18 protein-coding genes are annotated in these 21202 nt (G+C 50.0%); 5 read left to right on the top strand and 13 right to left on the bottom strand.

Annotated features, from left to right (window positions below):
• Positions 1-13 precede the first annotated feature (13 nt).
• A complete protein-coding gene (locus tag NYE29_RS20630; protein WP_340897294.1) occupies positions 14-1084 on the bottom strand; it encodes a M24 family metallopeptidase in 1071 nt (356 codons plus the stop codon).
• Positions 1085-1158: 74 nt separating this feature from the next.
• On the bottom strand, positions 1159-1650 hold the full coding sequence (locus NYE29_RS20625) for a YqhR family membrane protein (protein WP_340897292.1): 492 nt from the start codon (positions 1648-1650) through the stop codon (positions 1159-1161).
• Between the two features lie 207 nt (positions 1651-1857).
• Between NYE29_RS20625 and NYE29_RS20620 the strand changes: the two genes are divergently transcribed.
• Together NYE29_RS20620 and NYE29_RS20615 are read left to right on the top strand one after the other, a co-directional pair.
• The gene (locus NYE29_RS20620; protein ID WP_144024220.1) at positions 1858-2808 is read left to right on the top strand and encodes a DUF1385 domain-containing protein; all 951 of its coding nucleotides are present in this window, start codon (positions 1858-1860) and stop codon (positions 2806-2808) included.
• A 7-nt stretch (positions 2809-2815) separates the two neighbouring features.
• Positions 2816-3151: a hypothetical protein gene (locus NYE29_RS20615; RefSeq protein ID WP_340897291.1), complete on the top strand. Its 336-nt coding sequence runs from the start codon at positions 2816-2818 to the stop codon at positions 3149-3151.
• Positions 3152-3277: 126 nt separating this feature from the next.
• On the opposite strand, the gene NYE29_RS20610 is transcribed toward NYE29_RS20615, so the two are convergent.
• The 3 genes from NYE29_RS20610 to mntR form a co-directional block, all read right to left on the bottom strand.
• On the bottom strand, positions 3278-4225 hold the full coding sequence (locus tag NYE29_RS20610; protein WP_038594945.1) for a patatin-like phospholipase family protein: 948 nt from the start codon (positions 4223-4225) through the stop codon (positions 3278-3280).
• A 94-nt stretch (positions 4226-4319) separates the two neighbouring features.
• Positions 4320-5996: a family 10 glycosylhydrolase gene (locus NYE29_RS20605; RefSeq protein WP_038594946.1), complete on the bottom strand. Its 1677-nt coding sequence runs from the start codon at positions 5994-5996 to the stop codon at positions 4320-4322.
• A gap of 178 nt (positions 5997-6174) precedes the next feature.
• Complete coding sequence (gene mntR, locus NYE29_RS20600; protein ID WP_038594947.1) at positions 6175-6600, bottom strand: transcriptional regulator MntR; 426 nt, start codon at positions 6598-6600, stop codon at positions 6175-6177.
• A gap of 191 nt (positions 6601-6791) precedes the next feature.
• Here mntR and splB point away from each other — a divergent pair, with 191 nt between their 5' ends.
• On the top strand, positions 6792-7868 hold the full coding sequence (splB, locus tag NYE29_RS20595; protein WP_340897289.1) for a spore photoproduct lyase: 1077 nt from the start codon (positions 6792-6794) through the stop codon (positions 7866-7868).
• A gap of 1 nt (position 7869) precedes the next feature.
• Here splB and NYE29_RS20590 read toward each other — a convergent pair whose 3' ends face one another.
• The 8 genes from NYE29_RS20590 to NYE29_RS20555 form a co-directional block, all read right to left on the bottom strand.
• Positions 7870-8583, bottom strand: coding sequence for a cytochrome c biogenesis CcdA family protein (locus NYE29_RS20590; protein ID WP_038594949.1), 714 nt, complete (start codon positions 8581-8583; stop codon positions 7870-7872).
• Positions 8584-8631: 48 nt separating this feature from the next.
• Entirely contained in the window at positions 8632-9435 is an 804-nt protein-coding gene (locus NYE29_RS20585) for a metal ABC transporter permease (RefSeq protein WP_038594950.1), read from the bottom strand.
• Positions 9436-10246: 811 nt separating this feature from the next.
• Positions 10247-10996, bottom strand: a complete 750-nt coding sequence (locus NYE29_RS20580) for a metal ABC transporter ATP-binding protein (RefSeq protein ID WP_076108873.1) — start codon at positions 10994-10996, stop codon at positions 10247-10249.
• Positions 10997-11030: 34 nt separating this feature from the next.
• A complete protein-coding gene (locus NYE29_RS20575; protein WP_076108872.1) occupies positions 11031-12038 on the bottom strand; it encodes a metal ABC transporter solute-binding protein, Zn/Mn family in 1008 nt (335 codons plus the stop codon).
• A gap of 259 nt (positions 12039-12297) precedes the next feature.
• On the bottom strand, positions 12298-14319 hold the full coding sequence (gene metG / locus NYE29_RS20570; RefSeq protein WP_340897288.1) for a methionine--tRNA ligase: 2022 nt from the start codon (positions 14317-14319) through the stop codon (positions 12298-12300).
• A 358-nt stretch (positions 14320-14677) separates the two neighbouring features.
• Positions 14678-14941 carry a membrane protein insertion efficiency factor YidD gene (gene yidD / locus NYE29_RS20565; protein WP_076108870.1) on the bottom strand — a complete coding sequence of 88 codons (264 nt, stop codon included), beginning with the start codon at positions 14939-14941 and terminating at the stop codon, positions 14678-14680.
• Between the two features lie 2 nt (positions 14942-14943).
• Entirely contained in the window at positions 14944-15405 is a 462-nt protein-coding gene (locus NYE29_RS20560; protein WP_076109008.1) for a Fur family transcriptional regulator, read from the bottom strand.
• Positions 15406-15642: 237 nt separating this feature from the next.
• The gene (locus NYE29_RS20555; RefSeq protein WP_340897287.1) at positions 15643-17832 is read right to left on the bottom strand and encodes a copper amine oxidase N-terminal domain-containing protein; all 2190 of its coding nucleotides are present in this window, start codon (positions 17830-17832) and stop codon (positions 15643-15645) included.
• Between the two features lie 324 nt (positions 17833-18156).
• On the opposite strand from NYE29_RS20555, the gene NYE29_RS20550 reads away from it, so the two are divergent.
• Positions 18157-19944: a sensor histidine kinase gene (locus NYE29_RS20550; RefSeq protein WP_340897286.1), complete on the top strand. Its 1788-nt coding sequence runs from the start codon at positions 18157-18159 to the stop codon at positions 19942-19944.
• The gene (locus NYE29_RS20545; protein WP_038594957.1) at positions 19945-21195 is read left to right on the top strand and encodes a response regulator; all 1251 of its coding nucleotides are present in this window, start codon (positions 19945-19947) and stop codon (positions 21193-21195) included. It begins immediately after the preceding gene.
• Positions 21196-21202 lie beyond the last annotated feature (7 nt).

Raw genomic sequence — 21202 nt, 5'->3', positions numbered from 1 at the left:
GTTCAAGCGATCCTTACAATACCGTATAATCTTTGGACGAATGCGTGAGCAGCGCAATACCGCTGTCTGTAATCACGATGTCGTCCTCAATGCGCACACCGCCGAGGCCTTCTAAATAAATGCCCGGCTCTACGGTTACTACCATACCCGGCTGCATAATTTCATCGGCAAGCTTGGACAACCGCGGCCATTCATGGACTTCCATGCCAAGGCCATGGCCTGTGCTGTGGCCGAAATATTCCCCATAGCCATAACGGGTAATAATGTCACGCGCCAAAGCGTCGCACTCCCGTCCGGTCATACCCGGCTTGATGTTAGCCAGCGTGTGCAGCTGCGCTTCAAGCACAATATCATAGATTTCTTTCAGCTTCGGATCCGGAGTTCCCAGCGCAATGGTGCGGGTCACATCCGAACAGTAGCCGTCCAGCAGCGCACCGAAATCGAAGGTTACGAATTCGTTGTTCTGGATGACCTTACTGCTTGCCACACCATGAGGCATTGCCGAACGTTCACCGGAAGCCACAATGGTGTCAAACGATGAAGAAGTAGCGCCATGGGTACGCATGTAGAATTCCATTTCCAGATCTACATCCCGCTCGGTCATGCCGGGCTTGATCACATTCAGAATATGGCTGAATGTTGCATCCGCCAGATCCGCTGCCCGCTGCATGACGGCCAGCTCTTCCTTGTCCTTAAACATGCGCAGGTTCTCAACCGCTTTGGAGACTGGAACCAGTACCGCCGGCTGCAGAGCCGCAGCATATGCGGTGTAAGCGCTGAAGGTTACATCATCCTGTTCAAAGCCGACACGGATATTGCCGCCCTGCGGCAGCAGTTCGCGTACAGTGTCAATGAATTTAGCACCATGCTGAACCACTTTAAGTCCGTTCACCTGCTCTGCAGCCTGTGTCATGTACCTAAAGTCGGTCAGCAGATAACTGTCATCACCGGTCACCAGTACATAACCGGAAGAGCCGGTAAATCCGCTCAAATAGCGGCGGTTGAAGCCGCTGGTTATTAACATCGCATCCAATCCTTGTTCCTGCAAAACCGTACGCAGCTTGGAGACGCGCCCGTTGCCCATTTTCATTCTCCTCTCGAAATAGCCACATTGTATTTTAACATAGGGTCATGCCCTTGAGAAGTTTTTTCGGGCCATTAAGCCAGGCTTGTCTGCTGCTCGCGTTTCCGCTCATCCGTATACTCGATCGCCGCGGTATAGCCGATGAACAAACCCCAGAGTAAAAAGATGCAAAATTCACTGATTACAGAGTTCCAAGGCAACCTGAACGGAGGCTGCATCAGAAATTGCCACGACCCGGCAAGAAAGAGCGCGGACCAGCACAGAACACCGTAAATCATCCCCGGCCAGGGACCCTTCAGCTTGCGGAAGATCAGCACATAAAAGAGTGATGCTGCTACCGAGAACACGATAAAAGACAGGTACCCGGCCAAATGCCCGGCCGCTGTCATCAGAAATTCATGTTTAAAGAAAGGCTCGGCCAAAAAACCCGGAAGAACCTTGGTGAAATGAAAAGCATACATCAGCCAGCGGATCCCTCCCCAGATTATTCCCGCAAAAAAGCCCAGTTCAATGGCAAAATAAAAAGGGTTCGTATGCTGCGATTTTTGTTTGCCTGCATTATTCATCTTACTGCCTCACTTTCAATATATGGGTTGCCCTTCGGCCCCTCCGCTCTCTAAATGCTAGTATGCACAGGAAAAGGCAATCCAACTAGCAATGTGGGCATAAATTAGTTACAATGTATTATATAAATCATATTAATACATGGGAAGGTGAATTGGTTGTCCCAAGAAACTCCAAGTTACGGCGGCCAAGCCGTTATTGAAGGCGTCATGTTCGGCGGCAAGCATATCAACGTAACAGCCGTAAGAAGGAAGAATCAGGAAATCACATTTTTGGAGGTGCCGAGAAGCGATAAGAGCTGGGTCGTTAAACTGCGCAAGATTCCGCTGCTTCGCGGCATTGTCAGTATTATAGATTCCAGCGCCAAAGGCTCCAAACATCTGAATTACTCAGCGGAATCGTATGCCGAGGATGAAACAGAGCCGGAAGAGCTTGCCAAGCAGCAGAAAGAAAAAGAAAAGAAGAAGGATGAGGGCTGGAGCCTCGGCATGATTTTTGGCGTGGCGGTTATGGGTATTCTCTCCTTTCTCTTCGGTAAGGTAATATTTACACTGGTGCCGGTATTCGTTGAAGATTTTTTATTCGGCAATGCATTTGATAACTATGTTCTGCACAACCTCGTAGAAGGTGCAATTAAACTGGTTCTTCTGCTCGTTTATTTATGGGCAATCTCACAGACCCCGGTGGTCAAGCGGTTGTTCCAGTATCACGGAGCCGAGCATAAGGTCATCAGCGCTTTTGAAGCCGGTGAGGAATTGACTGTTCAGAATGTACAGAAGTACAGCCGCCTGCATTACCGTTGTGGAAGCAGCTTTATGATGCTGACCATTGTACTGGGTGTGATCATTTACTCCGTTGTCCCTTGGGATAACCTTACACAGCGTGTACTGCAGCGGATTATTCTCCTTCCTGTCGTCATTGGCGTATCGTTTGAAGTGCTGAAGGGCACCAACGCTGTACGCGACATTCCGGGTCTCAAGTATTTAGGTTATCCGGGGCTGTGGCTGCAGCTGCTCACCACTAAGGAACCTAAGGATGATATGGTGGAAGTATCCATCGCCTCGTTCAACCGGATGCGGGAGCTTGATGCCGCAATTGAAGCAGGGGAATATTCAGAAGTGAGAGTGTCAGGCGGCATATTGGATCCTGCGAAAGGATGAGTGGCCTATGAGGCATGCTTTGATTTTTTGGATTTCGGTATCGCTCGCGGTACTGGGTCTCGTTACAGGAATGTTGAGGGATGTATTCGGAACGTTGTCGGTATTCATTTTTCCTTTGGTGTTATTCGGTCTCCTCTATTATGGCTACAAGATGACACCGGCTGGAAAAACACGGACTCCCGGCAGACCGCGCACAAAAGTAAAGCCTTCACAGAAAACCATGTCTAAAGTGGCAGGGGTACGCAAAGCCCAAACCGCTCCCGGCAAACGCAAAAGCTATCCGTTCCAGGTTATCGAGGGCAGCAAGGGTAAAAGCGACGATCAGCTTCCAAAATATCATTAACAGGTTCGTGAAACATATAAATTCTTATCTTTTCAAAAAGGCATCTCCACGTTGCATAACTGACGTGTGGGATGCCTTTTTTAATACCAGATGGGGACCCTCGGGGAGCGAGTCCCCTATTGAGACTCACTGGGAGAGCTTGTGAACGGGCGGCCTCCAGTTTTTGAAGAATTCCTCCCCCGCCTTATATCCCGCCGCGTACAGATCATCACCCTGCACCGGGGAAATATGAAAACTGGTTGTGGAAATCCCCAGTGTCGGAATTTTGACCGTCCGCACAAGTTTCTCTGTTTCGATATAACGTTCATCATGGGCCGACAGCATGGTCCCAACCAGCGCCTGCAGCATACTGAAGGGACCGGTGATCCGGTGAGGCTGGGGATCCGTCCTCCCGATCAGCTGATAGCCGACTGTAGGGATGTTGTGCCCCGGACTTTTAAAGCCTGCTTGTTTCTCATCGAACAGCCATAACGGAAAATTGCTGAGCAGTCCTCCGTCCACGAAATAAACGAATTGTTCAGTGAATGACTTCCCCCGGGCAGCCTGCCCGCTTAAACGCAGCATAACCGGGTCGAAAAAATAAGGAATGCTGCAGCTCATACGGACTGCCTTGGCGACTTCAAACCCGCCTGGGGTTATGCCGTATTCCTCCAGTCCGTCCGGAAGGACAACAATTCGTCCGTTCGAGATATCCGAAGTAATGATGGACAGCTTTCCGCGCGGTAAATCACTGAAGGTAACAATGCCTTTCTCCCGCAAAATGCCGCGGATCCAGGATTCCAGCGCCTCTCCTGAGTACAGGCCTTTTTTAATCATCACCCGCAGCGCAGGGCCTACGAAAGCTGTGTTGTACAACGCTCCCCGTTTCAAAAAAGAAGAAAAAGAAGTTCCTTTTATAATCCGGCTCATGGCTTCACCGTTATAACCTGCAGCCAGCATCGAGGCGATAATGGAACCCGAGGAGGTTCCGGCTACTTTACGAAAGGTGCGGCCCGCATGTTCCGTCGCCTCCACAGCTCCCGCGAGCGATATTCCCTTTACCCCACCGCCTTCAAACACAGCATTAATCTCCATACAGAGTTTACCCCCGTTCCATAGATCCTATTGCTTATCTATGAGCACGGGGGTAGTTTCATGACTTCTTATGATTGCAATTGCCGGCAATTCATCAGGATTTGAAATAGAACGTCAATAAGCTGGAGAGTCCGAACGGATCACGCACGACGATATCATTCGCACGGAACATAATGCTTCCGGCAACCTCATCGTACTGTTCGTTATATTTGAGCTGGTTGATGATTTGCTCGCCGCTCTGCCATTCGGCCTTCTGATCACTTGCTCCAACCTTATAAGCTGCCTGACCAATGTACAGCTTCACTCCGGTACCCTTAACTTCATTTACCCACCAGTCTACCAGCTTGTCATAGCGGGCAGCGGAGAAGGATAAACTCCAGTAAATCTGCGGTGCAATATAATCGATCCAGCCGTTTTTGATCCATGTCCGGGTATCCGCATACATGTCATCATAGGCTGATACGCCTGCCGTTGTGTCCGAGCCGGTACTGTCGGCCTTCTTGTTGCGCCACACGCCAAACGGGCTGACACCGTAAGAAACATCTGACTTGGCGCTATGAATCTCCTGGCCTAGCTGGCGGATAAATTCATTGATGTTGTCCCGCCGCCAATCCCCTTTACTCGAGATAGCCTTGGCGTTATATGTATTGAACGCCGTGTCATCGGCGAAAGAGCCGGAGGGATAAAAATAGTCATCCAAATGCACACCATCAATGTCGTAGCCTTTGACAACCTCCATCACCGTGTCGATAATATGCTGGCGCGCCTCAGGAATTCCCGGATTAATGTACAGCTTGTTCTCTGCTTTTACAATCCACTCCGGATGGGCCTTGGCCACATGATTGCTGGCAAGGCTTGAAGTGCTGGCATCCGTGGTTGCACGGAACGGGTTGAACCAGGCATGAAACTCCATACCGCGTTCGTGTGTGCTGCTAACCATGTACTCCAGCGGATCATAACCGGGATTCTTCCCCTGCGTTCCGGTTAACACCTTGGACCAGGGAACAAGCACCGAAGGATACAGGCTGTCCCCTGACGGTCTGACCTGGACAAATACGGCGTTATAGCCGGTGGCCTGCAGCTTGTCCAGCATGGTGTTGAACTCTTTCTTCTGTTTGTCGGCATTGTTTGCCGATGAGGTCGACGGCCAATCCAGATTGAATACGGTGGAGATCCACGCCCCTTTCATCGCCTTGCCTGTTTTTGCTCCCGGAATGGACGGGATTTCAGGAACGGTTGGCTTCGGCACCGTTGGCGTTGGCACGGTAGGTGTTGGCACCGCAGGCGCTTCCGGTGTAGTTGGAACCGACGGGGTCACAGGACTGATAATTTCGGTATTCGAGTATAGGGCAATATTATTTGCTGCCTTATTCCAGGCCACCTGTAGCCCGAGCTGTTCGCCTACAAAACGAAGCGGCACCATCACCCGGCCCTGCCGGCTCTGAACTGATGTTTCAAGGCTGATAGAAGCTCCGTCCACGAGGGCCGTTGTGCTGCCGCTGGTCAGCTTCAGCACAGTGCTCCCTTTGCTGATCGTGGCCGTCTTGCTGCTCTGGTTCCAATCCACTGTCGCGCCAAGTCCCCTGCTGACTACAGCTACAGGCACCAGTGTTACGTTGGAAGCGGTAATGTACGGCGGCACATCACTGCTTAGTAGTTTCCCATCCAGCTCAATCGTAATAGGCACCGCTGCCGCACGGACACCGGGTAACCCTACAGACAGGCACAAGACAAAAACCAGCAATCCTACAATCCATTTTCGGTAATTCATAATTCCTCCCAGGTTTACATTCTGAAATGTGTATAAACAAAAAGAAACGGCCCTCTCGTCCTTAAATAAGGGAGACGGCCGTTTGCTTTGGAAACGGGGTCATAGAAAAAAAGAACGTTACCCGTTTTGACGTAAAAAAACTGGAAAAGTTGCGCAAAGCAAGAAAAATCTGCTTCGTTTAAGAATCGCTGACCAGCTCATGGTGAATATCGTATAAGGTCTGGAGACGTGCTTCATCGCGCCGGAAATATTCCACCAGCGTTTCAATCCGCGTGATAGAATCCCAGCTCAAATGATGTTCGATGCCTTCCACATCCTTATAAATATGCTCCTGCTGTACTCCGATCAGGCCAAGAAACTCCTCCAGCAGCTGATGACGGTCAACGAGACGTTTTCCTACTTTTTTACCTTTGCTCGTTAGGACAAGCCCACGATATTTCTCATAGATGAGATAGTCGTCCTTATCCAGTTTTTGGATCATCTTGGTTACAGAGGAGGGGTGTACTTCCAGTCCCTCGGCAATATCCGAAACCCGCGCATATCCTTTCTCGTCGATGAGCTTGTATATGCGCTCCAAATAATCCTCCATGCTGGGTGTTGGCATTCAAGTTTACCTCTTTTCTATAATGAGCGTGGCGCGGGGGCCAACCTTGCTCTAACAATGATACATGTTTCTGCCGCTCTTTGGCAAGTCCTCCGGCCCCTTGTTGCCCTGCATAGCGATGATTACCATGATTTTATTCCGCCCTTAACCGGCACAATAACGATATCCTCATCCCTAAGGAGCGTGAACCCATGACTGTAGTAACGCCCGAACGTCCCGCGGTAAAAAGACAGAAAAAGCCGACCGGTCTTTTCATTCCAGAGCTGGTTTTTTTCGAGCCGGATTCGCTTAATTATCCCAAAGGAGTACGGATTATGGAATGGGTCAAAGCCCAGAACATCCCCTACCGCATGACGACCTCGCATAACCGTATTACGAACCTGCCCGGCGAAACCGAGGTTGAGCAATACAAAATCGCCAAAAGAACACTGGTGGTCGGCCTGCGCAAAACGTTGACCTTTGACCAGTCCAAGCCGTCCGCGGATTATGCGATACCGATTGCCACCGGCTGCATGGGACATTGCCATTATTGTTATTTGCAAACCACGCTGGGGGCCAAGCCCTATATCCGTGTCTATGTGAACACCGGGGACGTCATCGAGGCCGCTAAAAAATGTATCGAAGAGCGCGCTCCAGAAATCACTACGTTTGAAGCCGCCTGTACTTCAGATCCGCTCGGGTTGGAGCATATTACCGGCTCCCTGACGGAGCTGATCAGCTTCATGGCCGCAGAGCCGCTCGGGCGGCTGCGTTTTGTAACCAAATACCAGCATGTTGAGCCGCTGCTTCAACTGAAGCATAACGGCCATACACGAATCCGTTTCAGTGTGAATGCCGACTATGTCATCAAGAACTTCGAGCCGGCTACTTCACGGTTTGAGGAGCGGATTGAGGCTGCGGGAAAAGTAGCCCGGGCCGGTTATCCGCTGGGCTTTATCATCGCACCGATTATCTGGCATGACGGCTGGGAAAAAGGCTATGCGGAACTGCTGGAGAAACTGGCCAAAACCCTTCCGCCGGATGTGGGCAAAGGATTGACTTTTGAGATGATTCAGCACCGTTTCACCAAAACGGCCAAAACCGTGATTGAGAAACGTTACCCCAAATCAAAGCTGGAGATGGATATTGAAAAGCGCAAAAAGAAATGGGGCCGCTGGGGCCAGAATAAATATGTGTACCCTGACGAACAGCAAACCGCCCTGCGGGAGTTCATCACAGAGCGGATTTTTGAACATTTCCCGGAAGCGGGAATTGATTATTTTACCTAAGCTAGAAGATCAGCCAGTCCGGCGTGACTCCCTGCAGCCAGATCGTTATCCGGAACATTTGATCTGTAAACAGCAAAACCCCCATTAAGACCATTAGTGCGCCGCCGATCTTCATCAGCACATTGGAATATTTCAGGATTTTTCTCGCCCCGCCCAGGAAGAAGGCCAGTGCGAAAAACGGCAAGGCAAAGCCGATACTGTATGCGGTAATCATCGTAAACCAAGTTCCCGGATCACTGGCAGACAGCGCGATGATTGCCGTCAGAATCGGCCCGATACAAGGTGACCAGCCCGCGGAAAAGCCGATGCCAAAAATAAAGGAGCCGGCATAACCCGCCGGTTTCCATTTCAGATCAAGCTTGCGTTCCCGCAGCAGAAACTGTGGCTGAAAAATCCCCAGCAGGAACAGTCCCATCACAATGATTAGGATAGCCGACAATTGGCGGATCAGATCACGCTGCCCGTTGAAAAATTGCCCGAACAGCCCGGCCCCAAAGCCGAGCGTATAAAAGACTACTGAAAACCCCAGGATAAAAGCCAGCGTATGCGACAGGGTGCGGAAACGTACCTCTTTGCTGTTACTGCCGCTCTTCAGCTGCTGCACGGACAACCCGGTAATATAAGATAAATACGAAGGGTAAAGCGGCAGACAGCAAGGTGATATAAACGACGCCACACCAGCGGCAAAAGCAATTCCTGCATTCAGGTTCGACAAAGCGGCAGCTCTCCTTCCGGGTTCAGGGTCACTTTGCTAGTTACATACTTACGTGGGCAATCCTTTTTTGCCGATTAGTGTCAGGGTCAGAAGGGCAATCAGCAGCAGAACGATTGTTGCCCCAGGCGCCAGATTCCACACCCCCGCAACTACCAGACCTCCCACAACAGCAATCTCGGCAATGATAACCGACAGTACAACCGAAGACTTGAAGCTGCGTGACAGCAGCAGACTGATCGCCACCGGAATCGTCAGCAGCGCAGACACGAGCAGCGAACCGACAATCTTAATAGCCGTACTGATCACAAGCGCCGTAAGCACCGTAATGAGCATGTTGAGCAGCTTCACAGGCAGGCCGCTGACACTCGCCGCATCCTCCTCAAAGCTGAGCAGAAAAAACTCCTTGAAAAACAGCGTCACAACTACAACTACGGCAATCGTCACGATACCCACTACAATCAGATCTGTATTATTGAGCGTATAGATACTCCCGAACAGATAGCTCATCACATCCGCATTATACCCTTTGCCTAAGGTGAAAAAGAGTGAAGCCAGCGCTACCCCACCTGACATAATAATCGCGATGGACAGCTCAGCGTAGCTCTTGTACGCCTTGCGCAGCTTTTCGATGGCAAAGGAGGCCACCACCGCAAAAATCAGACCTGCCCCCAGCGGATAAAACCCGGTCAGAAAGCCAAGCGCCACACCTGCGATGGTCACATGGGCCAACGTGTCTCCGATCATCGACAATCGTCTGAGCACAAGAAAAACGCCTATAAGCGGCGCGGTAATGCCGATCATCAGCCCGCCCGCAAGCGCCCGCTGAAAAAAGTCACTGAATAGAATTTCCAAGATATATTCTCCTCGTCTGAAACAATTTCGAACCCTCCCAAACCCTCCCTTCCAAGGGAGGGCCCCAAGGGCTCTGCCCTCTGGACACCCGCTTAAGTGCAACTGGCGTGGGAGAGGTGTATTGCGGTATCTTGTAACTGCGGAGGAAAAAACGCTTTTCCTCCCTTACGGGATACGCTTTACCGGTGCGGGATCTGGGTACTGAATAAAGGCTAAGATTAAAGACTAAGATCAAAGGCTAGATCAAAGGCTAAGATCAAAGACTAAGATCAAAGGCTAAGATCAAAGGCTAAGATCAAAGGCTAAGATCAAAGGCTAAGATCAAAGGCTAGATCAAAGGCTAAGATCAAAGGCTAAGATCAAAAACCTGGTCATCCTATGTTGTACAATGGATGACCAACGGTAAAACCGGCTTGTTTCAGCGGAGAAGAGCAATCTACTGCAGATGATACAATAGATTGCTCACTTTTGGCGCTGATATGGAATTCTGTTGCATTATGTGCAGCAGAATGCAGCAATATGGCTGAATAATGGTGCGTTCACTGAATTCTAGTGTAGGAAATACATCAGAATATAAAAACTAGTAAATATGTAGCTATTCTGCTGCACATAATGCAGCAGATCAAGTTATTAGTCCGTACATAGATGCCAAATCAGTCGTTTTCTTGTTAAAGTTAGTTTCTGGTTGAGTTGCTGATGCGGCAGACTGATGGTTAACGGTACAGTATCCGGCATTATTGAATTTACTGCAGCTATTTTGTATGTCAGCGACTGGTTTGGAGTATTAAGTGTATTATGTGGCAGCCCCGGATCAGGTAAGTGTATGCTGCAGGTTCTCCACGGCGCAATCCTGGACGTCATGAGAGTGGCGGCAGTAGAAATTGATTTTGCCGTTTTTCTGAACCGGCTCCTGCCCCAGATAATTTTTGATCATGTCGATGTCATGCGACACCATCAGGAAAGTCATATGATGATGGGCGTGCATATGCATAATGAGATCGAAAAAACCGGCTTGCGTTTCGGCATCAATACCGACGGTAGGTTCGTCCAAAATGAGCAAATCCGGATGGTTGATCAGCGCACGGGCCAGGAATACACGCTGCTGTTGACCGCCGGACAGCTGGCCAACTCTTTTCTCAGCGATATCCTGAATCCGCATTACCTCAAGGGCGTCCTCACACTGGCGCTGCTGCGCTTTGGACACTCTGCGGATCAGATTCTTATTGTTGTACAAGCCGGACAGCACGACTTCACGGACCGTCGCCGGAAACAAGGGGTTGAAAGCATTTTTTTGCGGGACATATCCGATGCGCTCCCAATCCTTAAACTTGCGGACAGACTGGCCGAATAATTTAATATCCCCGCTGGTTGCGGGCAGGAGCCCGACGATCATCTTCAGTAAGGTTGTTTTACCGGCGCCGTTGGAACCGATAATTCCCAGGAAGTCCCGTTCCTTAACGGTGTAATTCAGATTGGAAATCACCTTCTGCTCTCCGTAAGAGAAGGAAAGATCCTGTATCTCGATCATATGCTGATGGCAGTCCAAGGATACCGATTGCATTGTGAAGTACCGCCTTTCACTTATACTTTCCTTACTATTGTAAAGCCAGAATTAGATTTTGCAAATTTTTCTCCATTAATGTGAAATAGTTGTCTCCATTCTTGTCCTGTTCGGTGGTAAGTCCCTCAACCGGATTTAGCACCATAGTCTCCACGCCGGCTTCACCAGCCAGAGTTTTGGCCAGCTTGTCGGAAACCAGTTCCTCGAAGAAGATATAACGGATGCCTTCCTCTTTTACCAAAGCCGCCAAATCCAGCAAATCCTGCCCGCGTGGTTCCGCATCCGGGGACAAGCCCATGATGGCATGTTGTTTCAAGCCATAATCACGCGCGAGATAAGCAAACGCCTGGTGGGACACGACGATTTCTTTATTCGGCAGCTTGGCAAGCTCTGTCGTAAACTTACTGTCCAGCGCCTGCAAGCGCTCTGCAAGCTTATTATAACGTTCCTCATAACCGGATTCATGCTCAGGATCGACAGACTGAAGGCTCTCTTTAATGTTCTCAGCCATCACAAGCGCGGATTTTGGACTTACCCAGGTATGGGGATCTGTATGCAGGCTGTCGGTGCCTGTTTCTTCGGAATGTTCTTCATCCGCATGCTCCTCACCTTCATGCGCATGCTCCTCGCCTCCATGATCATGCCCGTCTTCTTCATCTGTCATAATATAATCGACGCCTTTGCTGACTTCAACAGCTTTGGCTTTACTGTCGCTGTTGAGGCTTTTGAGGAAGTTCGGCACCCAGCCCTCAAGTCCGGCACCATTGTACAGAAACAGCTGGGCTTTGGAAGTATTGATGATATCCTGGCTGCGCGGGGTCCAATCATGAGGCTCCACACCAACCGGAAGCAGATTGATGACATTGGCATCTTCCCCGCCAATTTCTTTGGCAAATTCATATATAGGATAAAAAGTAGTGACTACATTCACTTTACCCTCAACGATACTCCCGCTGCTCTTGGGACCGCAGGCCGCAAGTGTTAGGATTACCAGCAGAGCAAGCACCAGCAGCAGCCCTCTGTGTGGTTTTGTTAAAGACATAATTGCTATCGACTCCTTAAATCGTAAATTTTACTATGAGAATTATAATAGTAATGGTTACGATAAGTCAACTCTCATGTTCTCTCGAACGTTCTGCTGCCAGAGTCAATAACAGCTTCAAAGCTTCGTGTATCCCTTGTATCCATAACAAAAAGGAACACCGCAGCCATTGCTGGCTTGCGTGCGTTCCCTTGCATTCGTTTGGCGGGTCAATTGAATTTGCCCATTTGGACCCGTTATTTGTTCTGGTACAGCCTGTTTACTTCACAATTGCACCGTTCGGCATGCTGTCCGGTACGGTTGCGATCGTCAGCTTGTCGCCTTTGGAGGCGGCCAGGATCATGCCTTGCGACAACTCGCCGCGCAGCTTCACCGGCTTCAGGTTGACGATGCAGATTACCTTTTGTCCCACCAGCTCCTCTGGAGTGTAGAACTTGGCAATCCCGGACACAACCTGGCGCTGCTCATAACCAAGATCAAGCTGCAGCTTCAGCAGCTTGTCTGCCTTCTTCACCGGCTCAGCGGCGATGACCTGGGCCACGCGCAGCTCGGCTTTGGCAAAATCGTCGATACCGATTTCTTCCTTATGCTCTTCCTCCGGCTCAGCTGCTGCGCCGCTTTCAGCGCTTGCAGGTGCAGGTTCTGCTTCTGCTGCCGCCGGTTTGCCGGCACCCATCGCCTCGGCGATATAGGCAACCTCTACAGCAACATCGAGGCGCGGGAAGATTGGATCGCCTTTGGCCAGCTTCGTTCCGGCTGGAATGAGGCCGAAGGTTTTGCCGCTGTCCCAAGCTGTCAGCTCACCCGGCTGAATACCAAGCTGCTCCCAGATCTTCGCCGGGGCGCTGGTCAGGAACGGCTGCAAAAGAATCGAAGCGGTGCGCAGGCCCTCCACGAGATGTCTCATTACGGAAGCCAGCTCACCGGTTCTGCTCTCATCCTTCGCGAGCACCCAAGGCTGGGTCTCATCAATGTATTTATTCGTACGGCTGATGAATGCCCCGATCGCTGTAAGCGCCACGGAGAACTCCATTTTTTCCATCGCTTCTTCAACCTTGGCATAGGTGCTGCCCGCAGCCGCTTCAAGCTCGCTGTCGAACGCCGTTACCTTGCCTTCGTAAGCCGGGAGTTCGCCGCCAAAATATTTCTCCACCATCGCCCCGGTCCGGTTCAGCAGATTCCCAAGGTCATTGGCCAGATCATAGTTGATCCGGTCTACAAAGCTTTCAGGCGTAAAGGTGCCATCCGAGCCAAATGCCACTTCACGCAGCAGATAGTAACGCAGCGCGTCCAATCCGTAGCGGTCGATCAGTGTAACCGGATCCACTACATTGCCCTTGGATTTGGACATTTTGCCGTCTTTCATCAGCAGCCAGCCGTGTGCGAATACTTTCTTTGGAAGCGGCTCGCCTAGCGCCATCAGGATGATCGGCCAGTAGATCGTATGGAAGCGCACAATTTCCTTGCCGACAATGTGCACATCCGCAGGCCAGAACTTGTCATACAAGCTGCGGTCCTCGGAGCCATAGCCAAGCGCTGTGATATAGTTCGTCAATGCATCAATCCATACATACACGACATGCTTCTCGTCGCCCTTGACCTTAACGCCCCAATCAAAGGTTGTACGGGAGACCGCAAGGTCCTCCAGCCCGGGCTTGATGAAATTGTTGATCATTTCGTTCTTGCGTGATTCCGGCAGGATAAACTCCGGATTCTCTTCATAATACTTCAGCAGACGGTCAGCATACTTGCTCATGCGGAAGAAATAGCTTGCTTCCTTGACCAATTCGACAGGGTGGCCGCTGTCCGGGCTTTTACCGCCGGTGATGGCACCGTTTGCGTCCCGCTCGATATCCACCAGCTGAGTTTCGGTGTAGAAGGTTTCATCCGGAATGCTGTACCAGCCTTCATATTCACCTTTGTAGATGTCGCCCTGCTTCAGCAGGCGGTCAAAGATATCCTGCACCACTTTCTTGTGCCGTTCTTCCGTCGTGCGGATGAAATCATCGTTGGAAATATCCAGCTTGCGCCACAGATCCTTAATGCCGACGACAATATCGTCAACAAACTGCTGAGGGGTCTTGCCGGCTTCAGCAGCCTTTCGTTCGATCTTCTGCCCATGTTCATCCGTACCGGTAAGATAACGGACCTCATAGCCGCGCAAGCGCTTGTAGCGGGCCATAGCATCTCCAGCTACCGTAGAGTAAGCATGCCCGATATGCAGCTTGTCACTCGGATAATAAATCGGTGTAGTCAGGTAAAAAGTTTTCTTATCGCTCATTTCATGTCATCCTTTCATCTTGGCAAACACAATAAACACAAAAAACTCCCGCCCCTTTATGGGGCGAGAGTATACTCACGCGATACCACCCAAAGTTCCCTGGTTCTTCACAGAACACAGGCTTCGCCAGTTCCTTTGCGGAACTGTCCATTAACGCTGGAACACGCTGTTATCTTACTTAAGCCGCGACAACCCGGCTCCAGCTCGAAGACAGTTCCTCCCGGACCATATTCAATCCTGCGTACCATACCGGCTCCCAGCTGTTCCCGGCTCTCTGTAATGGTCGTCCCGATCTACTCATCCGTTCCTCGGAAATTGATGTTATTATCCAAAATATACCCAAAATGCAGGCATCATGTCAAGTCGTGGGAGCCGCTTCGTCCCCGGTAGAGTGTTCTTTGCGCGGCGGTACCGGGTCCAGTCCCCCGGGATGGAAGGGATGGCATTTGCCAATACGCTTCGCGGCAAGCCACGAACCCTTGAGCGGGCCATGGATTTCGATTGCTTCCAGCGCGTAGGCTGAGCAAGTCGGATAAAAGCGGCAGGTCGCCGGTTTAAGCGGCGAAATAAATTTGCGGTACACGCGGATTGGGGCCTGGATCGTTCTGCGTATAATAGGCATAATCAGTGCCCTTCTTTGCCGTGCGCCGCAAGTGCCGTCTCTTCTTCACGGTTCTGTTCACAATCCTTGCAGTAACCGAACACCTCAAATTTATGCTTGACCACCCGGAACTGATCCGGTGTATCCGTTAAATTCATCGGGCAGAAATGAATCGGGTAAGTCTTCATGCATTGAAGGCAAATCATATGGTGATGGTGATGATCCTGATTGCAGCTGCCTTTGAACTTGACGCCATCCTCAAAGACCACCTGCTCCAGCACACCCAGTTCCTCCATGACACGCAGGTTGCGGTAAACTGTATCAAAGCTGAGCCCGCTGTACTTGCGGCCCATATGCTCATAAACATCCTTCGCCGACAAATATCCCGTATTCTCGCCGAATAACTTGGCAAGCGTTTTGCGCTGATCGGTGATTCGCAGTCCCTGCCCCGACATGGCTTCCAGTATTTGTTCTGTCGACAGCATTCGCTCATCTCCCATAACATAGGTCATTTGTATTGCACTCTCTTTATAATGCCCCAAAACAAAAGCCCCGTCAATGAAGCGGTCCACCAAAGACTCGCTTGCTGGAAGACTTGAGACCTAATGCCCCTGTATTTGACACAAAAAAAGGCTGCCCTTCCTTGACGGAAGCAGCAGCCGGGTTTGTAAATTGGAATGTCCGTTGCCGGGCTTTCCAGTATTACTTAAGTACTTCCCTGTTTATTTCTTCGGAGGAAGTGGTGTGAACAGGAAGTTAATTGACAAGTTACTGCCGGAAGCCGGAGTAAACTGGATCTCTACTGGACCTTCATAATCACCGGTCCGGTACACAACGCTGTTCAAATCGGAACTTCCCAGACTTTTCTCGTTTGGCACCTGCACGACTTGATTGCCGTTAACAAGAACGGTGCCCATATAGTTTCCTCCACGCGGGTTAAAGGTAATCAGCGTATTGGCCGCTACCCGCTCCAGCCTGATTTTGTACAGAACACCGAAGTTCCCCAGGTTCGTTTCCTGGAGGCCTGTCAGGGCATCGAGGCCGAGCAAGTTCGGATCATTGTTATTGTCGCCGATCACGAGTCTGGCTGGAGTAGTTCCCACCAAATCCGAAACGTTAATGAGACGAGTAGAATCCGGATAGGTACCCCGATTATGCACTCCGTCACGCGGCAAGATAGGCGTTAAAGGCAGTGAAGAAATCGGCTCTTTATTCGCATCAATCATCATCACGGAATAGGTAACCGCTAAATCACTGTACAGATCAGCCTGCATCGAGACGTTATCATTTGGCTTCATGGCTATAGTATTCAGTTCTGTAAGAATCGATACGCTTTGTCCTGGCTGGATTACCGTTTGCTTGTACGAGCTGCCGTTCAGCATCGATTCCCAGTACCGTGTTACAGATTTCTGTCCGGTTAGCTCTGCAAATGAGCTAGGACCACCAAATCCGGAATATTGGGTTGTAATTGTCACAGGATACATATTGTCATTTGTGGCAATCACATATACCTTGGTGTTGATCGACAAATTATTCTTATGGTGAATCAGAAAACGTGTTGCACCTGTAGCCGTTTCACGGTACAGAACACCCTCGCTGAACACCGTTTCCGGGCTGTTGCTGCGGATCAGGGTAAACGGCTCGGAAGACGTGTTGTATTTTAGATTCGGCCAAGTAGGGACCGGAGAGCCGTCAAATTTGAATGCTGTACCGGGTACTGCGAACAGGCGGTTAAAATCCTCTTCATTGTAAAGTTGTTCTTCCGTAATAATAATTGTTTTCTCAAACGTATTGACGGCCCCATGGGAATCCGTAGCAGTCAGGCTGATGACTGTTGCACCGGGTGTAAAGAACGCCTGGGCTTTATTGGTCCATGTTACTGTAATCGTGTCGCCGTCTGGATCACTGCTGTTATCCGTATAAGTGATTGGTTCACCCATTTTGTACTGTTCCTTGTCTGTGACGAAATTTGCCACCGGGGCTTCATTCGGCTTCAGAACATTGATGGTCGCAGTGTACGGATCACTCGTGCGTCCATTGGCATCCACAACGGAATAGGTAACGGTATAAATACCGGGTTCATCATAGTAGTCCCGCTTGTCTCCACCCCATAGATCACTAACGATAGGTGTTCCATTCGGTGAACTGCTGGAGGTCACAAAGTTGACCATGGTTTGACCGGCATAAATTTCAGTAGGCTGAACGGTAAAAGAAGCCTTAGGCTTTGTGGAAAGTGTAAGAATTACACGTTTCTGAACAGTATCCAATACATAATTTAATTTCAGTGCCGATGTAATGGAGGTCAAAGGAATCATAAACGTTCCTTTGTACTGGTAGGTTGCACCCTTCATTGTGGACTTCTTGCCATTGACTGTATAGGTTTTGCTGTTCAGCTTAAAGCGCATTACATCGCTGCCTTTTGTAACTACGGTTTCCTTAGCCTTGGAATCATAAGTAACCTGCAGTCCTACACGTTCCACCATCGCCCGGATAGAGACGTAGGATACGCCGTTCTTGACTGCCATCGGCTGATTGGCCAAATATAACACACCGTTTACGTACATTTTGTTGCTGTTCAACATCAGCACCAGCTGATCATCTCCTGTGGCGGAGAGCATCTGTGCATCCATACTGTTCGTCTGCATGTACGTTTGATCGGTAACCGTTGCTGGCGGCAGCGGTGTTGCCGTAGGCTCTGCAGACGGAGTCGGTGAAGCTGTACCGTCCAACAATCCGCCTGACAACGGGTCAGTAGATAGAGGTACAGATGATGCTGACGGTGTTGGTGTTGCCTCCGCGGTACTCACGTTACTCGTCGAAGAGGTGCTGACGGGTGCGGCGAAAGCCGGTACTGCTGCGGCAATCTGTGTGATGGCCAATACAGCAGCTAATGATAATTTCTTAAGATTCATGATATGACTCCTTCTACTCCCAGTTGTAGTATATAAGGCCTGCAGTTCTCTCTCTGTAATCCTTATATTCCCCGCAAAAACGCATGACGCCCCGAAAGGACGGCAGGCAAAATTTTGCCACATGCTTTTTACAAAACATAGTATTAGACGCAGTAAGCCCTTAAAAGTTTCATTAAATGTAAAGAAAGATCAAAATCCATTTTCAACCTGTAAAAATATGATTTTTTTATAAAAAAACCGAGGTTGCTGCGTTTTGTTATATTCTCCTTTATTTACCTTTGCTACAATGATTGCATTATAGAATCAACGCAGCAGGTGATGCCTTTGTCCAAGAAAAGTTCGATTCTGACCCAACTGATTTCCGGCTTCTCGCTTATCATTATCGCCATTGTTGCTGTCACCATTTTTTGGTCCTACCGCTCCTCCTCAGAAGCTGTACAGAGCCGCTCCAATCAGTACCTTCTGGAATCGGTCAAGCAGCTTCAGGGCAAAATGGACGCCATCCTGCTGGACCATGACAGATTATCCTCCACGATTATGCTCAGTCCTGTCATCCAGAATAACCTTAAAGATGTCGCAGGCAACCGCAGACCGCGGACAGATGGACGGGAAATTAACCATTTCATTGACCAGCATACGCGTTCCATTAATTACGATGTGCAGCTTAAGCTTTTCAGTCTATACGATAGACAGGTCTACTCCAATACCAGCTCGCTTAAGGTGCTTTGGGAGCGGGAACAGGAAATTCACAGCGCCTACTGGTATCCGGCAATCGGGGAGAACCGGGGGAAAATGGTCTGGTTCGGCGCCGATGTCTGGCAGAATGGCAACATTCCGGTACTGATGGGCGCACGCCAAATCATTAACTATGATGATCTGCAGCCGCTGGGAACCCTGTTCCTTGTTCTTCCAGTAGCAGTTATAGACAATGCGGTCAACCAGTTTCAGCTCGGCCCCCACGAGAAGATTCAGATCTCCGATTCGTTCAACACCATCGTCTATTCGACTGATCCGAAGGACATCGGGATGTACATGGAGAGCGGAATGGTCGAGAAATTCAGCAGCGGGAAAGCGCAAGTCATTCAGCAGAAGGTAGCCTCACGGAATATGTTTATCTCCTACGCCCACTCTGCCTACAACCAGTGGAGTGTCTATGCTTATATAGATGCGAAGGAAGCAGTGAAAGATTTGAACTCCATCCGGCGGAATATCCTGCTTATCGGCTTGTTCGGCATCGCGGCTGCCTTGCTCTTCACCTTCTTTTTTTCCTGGACGCTGTCGAGGCCCATCCGAATCCTGGCTTTCAAGCTGAACAAGGTAGAACGGGGAACGACACTGCCGCTTTTGAAAAGAACGATGAACAAGGAGATGGATATTCTCTATTCAAGCTATAATTCCATGCTTCAGAACCTGGATCATACCATCGCCGATCTTGCAGATAAGCGGATCAGTGAGAAGCAGGCGCAGATCGTAGCCCTTAAGGCACAATTCCGGCCTCATTTTCTCTACAACACATTGAACACCATCTACTGGTCTCTGGCGGGTAAACGGCTGCGCGAAGAAGCACAGATGGTGCTGGCGTTAAGCGACCTGCTCCGTTACAGCATCGACCGGGGCTCTGAATTCGTTACGGTCGAGGAAGACCTGCAGCAGCTTGACCGCTTTATCTATCTGCAGAAATTGCGTTATGAAGAGAAGCTCCGGGTTGAGCTCACCGTAATTCCAGAGGTCAGGCTTTGCCAGATTATGAAGCTTACTCTTCAGCCTCTAATTGAGAATGCCATTACCCATGGCCTGGAGCCTGCAGTCCGCGATTATTGGCTGATACGGGTGCTGGTCTACAGTGAAGGCTCGTCTTTAGTCATTACCGTAGAAGACAACGGAGAAGGAATGACCGGGGAGCGGATGATAGAAGCACTCTCCACAGAGAATAACAGCCCGGTAAATCTGCTGCATACCGGGATCGGGCTCTCCAATCTGCATAACCGCATCAAATTGATTTATGGCCAGGAGTATGGCCTCAAGCTGTCAGAAAGTGAACTGGGCGGTCTGCTTGTCAGGGTGACTGTTCCTCTGCAATATGATCAGGACCACAAAGGGGGAAGCACGTAAATGCATGTGCTAATCGTCGATGATGAAAGTTTTGTCCGCCGCTCCTTGTTAGAGCTGCTGGAAAGCGAGGATTCACCCTCCAGCAAGGTAAGCTCGGCAGAAAACGGAATTGAAGCTGTCCGTATCTTGCAGGAGCATGCGGTTGATCTCGTGATCTCGGATATCCGTATGCCGGGAATGGATGGCTTGGAGCTCGCCAGACATATTCACGAAGGTTATCCTGATACCGAGACGGTACTCTTAACCGGCTACCAGGATTTCACATACGCCCGCCAGGCGATCCGCTATGGGGTAAGAGAGTATCTTGTGAAACCGAATTCGGTTGAAAGCATTCTGGGCGTTGTATCGGCAACATCTGAACGGCTGCAGCTAAAGAAGCAGCAGGAACAGCTGCTGCAGCTGCGTAATAAGCATTTGCAGAAAAAGCTGCTGTCCGACCTGCTTTACGGACTGCCGCTGCCTTTTTTTGAAACTAATCTCCTCCCCTCCTTCCATTCGCTGGTTGTCGTCACAATATCGCTCCGCGGAGATACCCTCCCGCAAAGCTGGTCAGAGCAAGCGATGTATTCTGCAGCAATCAATATTCTCGAGGAGTTGTTCAACCAGCATACCTACACGGTTGGGATTCAGGATGAGCAGGAAGCGATCTTCCTGTTGTTCTATGCACAGGAATCCGAAGATCTTGAGAACGTGAATGAAGCGTTGGCGCTGAAAGGGCTGGAGAAGCTGAAGAACCTGCTGAAATATTCATTTGGGGCTGGAATATCCAAGTTCCACCGGACGCTGGAAGAAATTACACCTGCTTACCGTGAGAGCCTCGAAGCCTTGCGGCAGGTTAAGAAAGAGAACGCCTCACCTGATATTTCCCGCAGTGACGGCAGCCGGAGTTCATCTTCCGCACAATTGGAGGAACAGCTGCAGGTTAAAGCCAAACGCAGAATCATCTCCCTGATGACTGAGGCGATGAGATCAAGACTGCAGGAGAATCTCACCCTGAAGATGATTGCTGATGAGCTTTACATGAATCCCACCTACCTGGGCCGCATCTTTAAGGAGGATATGGGTGAATGCTTCTCCAGCTTTCTGACCCGGCTCCGCATCCAGAAAGCAACAGAGCTGCTGGAAGATGTCACCTTGAAGGTTTATGAAGTCAGCGATCTCGTCGGATTCAGAGATCCTGCCTATTTCAGCCTTATCTTCAAAAAAACAATGGGTGTGACGCCACAGGATTACCAGAAGCACAATAAATAAAGTTGAG

It is taken from the genome of Paenibacillus sp. FSL M7-1046 (assembly GCF_038007405.1).
Classification (GTDB): domain Bacteria; phylum Bacillota; class Bacilli; order Paenibacillales; family Paenibacillaceae; genus Paenibacillus_AQ.
Note: the sequence above shows the minus strand (reverse complement) of the source record. Positions and strands in the feature narration are given on the sequence as shown.